The 7,828-nt window shown below is 66.1% G+C and carries 4 protein-coding genes; all 4 read right to left on the reverse strand.

The genetic code is table 11. The annotated features are described in order from the left end of the window. The coding region (locus ACO48X_RS01095) for a metal ABC transporter substrate-binding protein (RefSeq protein ID WP_484999714.1) at positions 1-865 on the reverse strand (865 nt) is incomplete at its 3' end. A gap of 238 nt (positions 866-1,103) precedes the next feature. Then, the gene (locus ACO48X_RS01100) at positions 1,104-6,323 is read right to left on the reverse strand and encodes an SdrD B-like domain-containing protein (protein WP_484999716.1); all 5,220 of its coding nucleotides are present in this window, start codon (positions 6,321-6,323) and stop codon (positions 1,104-1,106) included. 123 nt (positions 6,324-6,446) lie between these two features. Further along, positions 6,447-7,058 (reverse strand): HAD family hydrolase, encoded by a 612-nt coding sequence (locus ACO48X_RS01105; RefSeq protein WP_484999718.1) that lies wholly within the window; start codon positions 7,056-7,058, stop codon positions 6,447-6,449. 61 nt (positions 7,059-7,119) lie between these two features. After that, positions 7,120-7,828 (reverse strand): TetR/AcrR family transcriptional regulator (locus ACO48X_RS01110; RefSeq protein ID WP_484999720.1); only part of this gene is annotated, 709 nt, incomplete at its 5' end.

Here is a 7,828-nt window from a genome sequence, read left to right on the forward strand (position 1 = left end):
GGCCTTTCGCGTCCGTGAGCGAGTCGACATAGAGCGTTCCGCCGTATTTGGCGCCGGTCGCCTGGACGACGGCGTCCATCTTGCCTTCGACCGTCGATTCACAGAAAACTGCGGGAATGCGGTTCTTCTTCACGGTGTCTTGAACGGCCGCAACGCGTTTGGGGGTCATCGCGCCCTCGGCGTTGACGCCCCAGAGGTAATGCTCGGCGAGCCCGTAGTCCCTGGTCAGGTAGCTGAAGGCCCCCTCGCACGTCACAAGCGCCCGCTGCTCCTGCGGAACCGAGGCGAGCTTCTTCTGCATGTCGCTCGCGATCGCGTCGAGCTTGGCTTTGTATGCCTTTCCGTTGGCCTCGAACTCCTTCGCATGCGACGGGTCGAGCTTGGAAAAGGCGGCGACCATGTTGTCGACGTAGACCTTTGCGTTTTTCGGGCTCATCCACGCGTGGGGATTGGGCTCGCCCTTGTGATCGCCTTCGGCTATGGGAATGGGCGCCACCCCTTTGGAGGCGACGACGGTCTCGGCTCCGGATTGCGAGGTGAATTTCTCAAACCACCGCTCCAGGCCCAGCCCGTTTTGAATGACGAGGTCGGCGTCGGCGCCGCGCCTGATGTCCTCCGGGCTCGGTTGGTAATCGTGTATTTCCTCGCCGGGCGAGGTGATGGATTCGACGCGCAGTCGATCGCCGGCGATCGACTTGGCCATGTCCTTCATGACGGTGAAGGTCGTGAGCACCAAAGGGCGGGAGTCGGAAGAGGGCCGCGCACTGCACGCGGCCAAGGCGAGCGCCGCAGCCAAAACCGCGGCTATGCCCGCAAGTCGATGGGCGGGTTTTCTGAACCCGCAATACTTCGTCATGAATCTCATGATATTTCGGTAGACCGAAAACTAGTGGGCCACAGGTCCTATTGAGAATCGATCTCAAATTAGTTGCAAGAGGCTGAAAAGGACGGCGGCCCAGGCGCTCCGCAAACGGAGGGCCTGAACAAAACGCCCTCGAGCCCCGCGTCAGGAGCGATCTCGCGCGATCGAGGAGCCGCGACGGCCGGCACGACGAAAATCGCTCCCCTCGTCGTGCCGATCCGTCCGCGGAGCAGAAGGCGAGTCAGCGCCCCTTCCGACGCCTGGCAACCACGATCAGCACGCCGATCACGGTGAGTATGGCGGCTGCGGCCACCTGGTGGCCGACACTGGCGCCTGCCCTGGCCAGCGGAGCCTTGCGCGGCGTCGCCGTCAAGGGCGCCTCCGCGCCGTCCCTTCCGTCGCCGGGGGCCTCGCCCCCGCGGTTCATCCCGTCGCGGTTCGATCCTCCGTGGTTTGCGCCGTCACGCCGTGGGTCCGCCGAATCGGCGGAGGGCGCAGGGCCGTTCGTCTGATCAGAGGCCGTCGGACCGGGCGAGACTGCGCTGGGCGAGGCTGCACTCGGCGAAGCTGCGCTGGGCGAGACAGGGCTGGGCGAGACAGGGCCCGTCGAGGAGCTCGAGGCGCTTGGCGTCGGGCTCGACGTCGTGGGAGACGGCGTGGCGGGACTCGACGTCGAGGGAGTCGGCGAACTCGTCGGAGCAGCCGTCGGGCTCGTCGGCGTCGGCTGTGTCGGAGCAGCCGTCGGGCTCGTGGGCTCCGGCGACGTCGGCTCGGCGCTTGGCGAAGGGCTCGGCGAAGGCGTCGGCTTGGGGGCGGGCTTCACGGTCACCGTTGCGGAGGCGGCGTCGTCCTCGGAGGCGACGCCGTTGCCGGGAGTCGAATCGACGTCCTTCTGATCGGCGGCTGCGATCTCCGCGCTGTTGACGAGGTCGCCCTCTCCCGTGGCCCGCGCGACAATGGAAATCTCGGCGGACTTCCCGGGCGCCAGGGTTCCGACGTCCCACAGGCCCGTGGCAGAGTCATAGGGGCGGTCTGCGGATACGAAGGTCAGACCCTTGGGAAGGCGGTCTTCCACCTTCACGCCGGTAGCGGTTCCGGGTCCGCGGTTGGCCGCCTCGAGCCTGTAGACGACTTCGTCGCCCGATTTGCGCGCGGACTCGCCCACGGCCTTTTTTGTCAGGCTGAGGTCGATGGGGACGGCGAAGCCGAAGTTGTGCCTCAGATTCTCCATTTCGCCGGGCGCTAGGGTCAGCCGCGACTTCAGTGCGAACGCCCCTCCCGAGGAAACGTCGATGGTTTTGTCTCCGGTGAGCGCGCCGCGCTCCGGCTCGAAGGTTTGAAGGCTCACAGCTGCGCCGTCGCCGACGGCGGCAGAGGGCCCGGCGACGTCGCCGAGGGCAACCGAGTACTCGCCGGGGAAGAGCCTGTCCACTCTGTATTCGCCGTTGGCGTCCGTCGTCACGGAATGCGGACGGTCGTCATCGGTCCCAAACTTGCCGTCGGGCCCAGCCCACGTGACAGTCACCGCGACGCCGGGGATCCCCGGCTCGCCGGGGTCGGCCGCGCCGTTTTGGTTGGAATCGAGCCACACCAGGCTGCCGACGGAGCCCTCGCCCACGAGGCCGAGGTCGATTGAGCCGTTCGATTCGCCCTCGGCCAGCGTCACCGCGGCGTCGGGCCCGTTCGAATCGGCCGAAGGATCGCCCCCGGCGCCCGTCGCCGCAGCGGCCGTTCCGCCGGGAACCTCGAATTTCACGGTGTACGAGCCCGCGGCCAGCTTCTCGAAGGAGTACCGGCCTTTCGCGTCCGTTGTGACGGGCGTGACCTCGGCGCCCAGGACGTCGCGCGCGGGCTGGCCCGAGGCATCCACGAGCGTGACTTTCACACCTTCTGCCCCTGGCTCGTCGGCGCCCTGCACGCCATTTCCGTCAAGGTCGTACCACACCCGGTCGCCGACCGATGCGGGCCGATAGTACCCGAAGTCGAGCCCCGAAACCGACGGGGCGCCGGGATCGACGGACACGCTCGCCCGCCCGTCTTTCGTCGAATCGGGGTCGCCCGTTGCGACGGCCTTCGCCAGCTCTCCGCCGTCGGCGACGACCACAACCTCGTAGGTTCCGGACGGAACGCGGTTGAAGGAGTAGGAGCCGTCGGCGCCCGTCGTCGCCGTTGCCACGACTGCCCCGTCGCGGTCGCGAAGCTCGACCTTCGTCCCCTCGACTCCCGCTTCGCCGCCGCCCCTGGCGCCGTCGCGATCGGAATCGCGGTAGACGCTGCCGGACACCGACTGCAGCACGTCCAGCGAGGCCTTCGAGCTGTCGTTGGCCGCGTTGTCGTCCTTTTGGTCGAGGGACTCAAGCGATGCGGCGTTCGTCAGCTTCTTTCCCGCCGCGCCGGGCGCGATCTTTGCGCGAACGACGAGGGTCGCAGAGGCTCCAGCGGACAGCGAGCGCGCAGCCTGCCCGTCCGGGAAGAGCGTCCACAGGCCGGTCGCCGGGTCGTAGGAGCCGACCGTCTCGCCCGAAGTGCAAGCCTTTCCTCCCGCGTTCGGGCACAGACGGGTCTCGGAGGAGACGTACTCCAAGCCTTCTGGAAGGAGATCGCGCACCTTGACCGACGTCGCCTCCCCCGAGCCCAGATTCTTGACCGTCACTTGGAAGTCGACCTCGTCGCCCACTCCATAGGCGGGCTTTCGCTCGGCTATCGCCTTTTCAACCTCTAGATCGACGGTCGTCTCCAGCCCCACCTTTATGGGCTCGATGGGAAGCAGCCATTTCCCGTCCTTCTCCCGGCCGGCCATGGCCACCGAGTTCCACGCCGTGCCTGAAGCGTCAGTCGGCGCCGCGACGGGGACGATCATCTGGATCGACGCCTTCGGGGCCAGATTCGCGTTGGCGAACTCCGCGCGGACGGCGCGCACGTCGGCGAACGACGCCGGCGAGTCGGTCCAGTCGTCGACGCATCCGGCCGGCCCGGCGGCCCTCGCGGCGCCTTGCGCGGTCACCTCGCCGCGGCATGCGTTCTCCGAGGTCGAATACTGGATCTTCACCCGGTCCCGCTGGACGTCAGAGTCCGCCACGGCAACGGGCCCGGCCAGCCTCGGCTGCCACTGGGAGCCTCGGGCGTTCGAGACGGCCGGCCCCACTCCGCGGTCGCCGACGTGGGGAAGGACGTCGTAGACGACGACGTTGTCGAGGTCGACGTTGCCCGTATTCGTCACGGTCAGCCGATACTGCGCGGACTTGCCGGGCTCGACGAGGCCGACGGACGGCGCGGCGAGGAAGTCCGCGTCCTTGGACCCCTTGACCTCCTTGGTCACCGACATCGAGGAGGCGTTGATGACGTCGAAATTGGCCGAGCTCTGGCAGAGCATGTCGTCGGTTCGCCCGTTGCCATTGAGGTCCTGAGAGTCGGCCACGGGGCTGCCCATGGTGGAGTTGCAGTAGGAAAGCTCGCCCATCTTGCGTTCCTTGCCCGCGGGCGAGATCTGCGCGTCGTTGGGGTAACGGCCGGCCTTCATCTGCCCGACCTTGCCCTCGAAGACAAACCATCCCCACTGCCCGTTCGACAGTTCCGTCCCCGGGAAGGAAAACTTGACGAGCTGCCTTTTGCACCCGGCGGCGTCCGTCTTCCACGTGCCGGAGTCGACCTTCAGACCCGAGGCGGGAATCGACGTCGTGTTGCGCATGGTCGCCGAGCCTTCGACGTAGGTCATGCCGCAGGGGAGAAGATCCGTGACGACGGGGCTGACGGGGCTGTTCGTCGAATAGTTCGCCACGTCCATTCGGAAGGTGACGTTGCCGTTGGGCGCCTGGGGGCTTCCAGAGAAGACCAGCTTGCGCAGATTCAGGAGGGGCCGTTCGTTCGCCACTCGGATCCACGCGCAGGAGGCGTCCCTCGAGAAGGCTATCTCGCGCCCGGAGTCGGTCGTGTACTTCGATCCCGGGGCGAGGCAGTTCTGGACTCGGACCCAGTCCTGCGAGGCCCCGGCCTTGTAGTTGCCGTCTGACAACGCGGCCTGCTCGTAGCCCGCGCCGTCCTCGGTTCTGGGCAGCTCGCTGTTGACCGTTCCCGTGACGAACATTTGAACGTTGGCGCCGCCCGGAAGGGCGCCCGTGAACTCGAGCTTCACAATCCACTCGGTTTCGGAGGAGACAGGCGTCTGCTCCGTCGCGTTGGCGACAAAAGTGCCTGTGTTGCCCAGGTTCGTTGTGTACTTGACGGTGAAGCCGACGTTGTTGACGTCGCGCACGCCCACATTCTTGATCGCAGGCACGGCGCACCCGGCCTCGCCGTCACTCGGCGTGGCCAGGCGGCAGGGAAGGACGTCGGTCCCCGAGAAATGGAGGGGGACGTTTCCGGCGTTGCGCATGCGGTAGCCCCACGTTGCCTTCGTTCCGCGGTCGAGGACGTTCACCGGCGTGAACTTTTGGAAAGAGCCCTTGGCGCTCTCCGCGCCGAATCCGTGGGAGAAATCGGCGCCGTCCCGGAGGGCGATCGCGTGGTTGCCGTGCATCTTTCCCGTTATCTCGGCGTTGTTGGTCACCTTCGCGTCCGCGCAGGAAGCGGGGTATCGCACGGTCACGGAGAACGTGGAGTCAAAGGCTTCGGCGGCATTGCCCATGTCCCAAACAACCGAGTGGCTCGCGGCGTCGTAGCTGCCCGAGGGCGTTTTGGCGGTGGCCTGCAGATTTCCCGACAGCGAAGACCGCACGTACTGCGCGCACGCCGGGAGGCGGTCGGTGACGACGACGTCGTCCGCGTTGACGTGCCCGACGGCGGGAACGCCGGTGTACTTTCCAGTCGCGTCCATGGCGGCGGCGTAGGAGGCGCGAAGAGTGTAGGTGACCTCGACCCCCTTGACGGGTGGAACGACAGGCCCGGATTTGAGTATGGACAGGTCGGCCGAGCCGTCGACTGTCGTGGACGTCTTCGCGTTCACCCGCGTCGCGGAGCTTGCGGCAAAGGACGCTTCGGGGGCGATCGTCGCGCCCTTGGGGACGAGCCCGCGCGGCGGCTTGACCGTGATCGTCGCCTGGCCCGCGGTGCCGGCAGGCACAGTTCCCAAGTTATAGACGACCTTTCCGTCGGAGTTCCGCGTGGGGGCGACGATCGTCGGAGGGGCGACGACTCCAGTCGTGCTGGTGGCAGCCGCGAGGACCGGCGCAACCTCGGAGTTTACCGCTCCGTCGGGGTTGGCGAAGCGCGGGACGTCGACCGTCAAAACCGCGCCGTCGCAGTTGGCGTCGGTCGATGCGCAGGAGAACTCGACCGTGTAGACAACGTTGTCGCCGGTCTTGACCGTCTGCGCGTTCGGGGTGAGGGTCACGCGCAAGGTCGGGGCGCCGCCGTCGGCGAAGCTCGCCGACCCCAATCCGAAAATGAGAAGCGCAGCGGTTAAGAAACCGAGAATTCTTCGGCGTCCCCTCGATTGGGCATGGGGCGACACGGTGCTCGACATGAAAATCCCTTCCGGCGTCATAGGTGAGAAGCGCACAGATGCACCTCAACCCTACCGTCTGCGCCAAGCGGGAGTCACTAGTCGGCTATAGGCCTCAGGGATGATAAAACAGAGTGATTCGCACTAAACCGCTTCGATTTTTGCCGACAAGGCCTCTAAATTCTCGAAACAATGCCCGAGGAAACCCAATTTCGTTGCGGCCTCAACGTTTTTCGGGGAGTCATCGACGAACAGCACGTCCTCGGGGGCAAGTTTTCGCCCGGCGGACTGGGACAGCCGCGCGAGGGCGACGGCGAAGATCTCTTCGTCGGGCTTGGCCAAGCGCAGGCGACACGAGAAGAGAACCGGGTCGAAAAGCTCGTCGATCCAGGGATTGTGCCACCTCGTCCACCCGACGAAGTCGCAGGGTATGTTCGAGAGCATCCCCATTGTGAAGCCGGAGCGGTTGAGGCTGCGAGCAAACGAGACCATCGCCTCGTCTTTGGCGCCCAGCGCCGCAAGGTCGGCGGCGAGGGCTGCCTGCCAATCGATGTCGACGCCTGTTTCTGCGGCGACCCTCGCCCAGTATTCGCGCGAGCCAATCGTCCCCGCGTCGTATTCGACGCGATTTTCCCCATGGTAGGCGGGAAGGAGGGCGTCCGGCTCAACCCCTACCGTTCTCGCCAGCGTTTCAAATGATGTGCGTGATTGTTCGGATATGAATAATCCGAATAGATCGAATAGAAGCGCGTGCATGTACCCAGATTAATTGACATACAGTTTATTTGCATTAACCGTCCAAGCAGTGCACACAACTTCACTTCTCAGCCGCGTTCCCCAGAGCGGCGACGGATTCGCCGAGCGCTCCGGCGACGTCGGTCAGATCCTCGCCCGCATCGACTTGCGCGAAAGCCTCGAGCAGGAGCGCGCGGGTGAACCCCGCCCACATGCGCGGATTCTCCACTCCCAGTTCCTCCCATTGTTCGCGGAGGAAGCCGTCGGCCATCGCATGGATGTCGGCGACGTCCTCGGCGACGGCGGCGCGCTCGCCTCCTGATCCGTCGGATCGGGCGGGGCGCCCGCGAGCGTGCATGAGGCTCATGAGCCAGCCGTGGGACGACTCGTTCGACTGCATGAGGCTGGCGACCGCAAACTGCCGAAGACGGACGACGGGCGGCGCATCGGCGTCGACCTGGGAGAAGACGGCCTCGCGCCACCTGGGGATGTAGCGGGCGAGTGTGAGCAGCCGCAGGTCGTCCACGGAATCGACGTACCGGTAGATCGAATTGCGGGCGATGCCGGCTTCCGCCGCCACGGCCGCGGCCGAAAGGGAGTCGGGGCCCGACTCGCGCAAAAGCCGTTCGGCAGCATCGACGAGCTTCGTCTTGACGATCTCCCTGTGTTGGCGCACGGTGGGCGCGCTGATCTTCGGCACTGCCATCCCCCTTGGATCACTGCTTCGAGCATAATCGCCGCCCGTCCGAATCGCACGCGGCGGCCCCGCCGCGGAAACGACGAGGCCCGGG

The organism is Peptidiphaga sp., assembly GCF_057238965.1.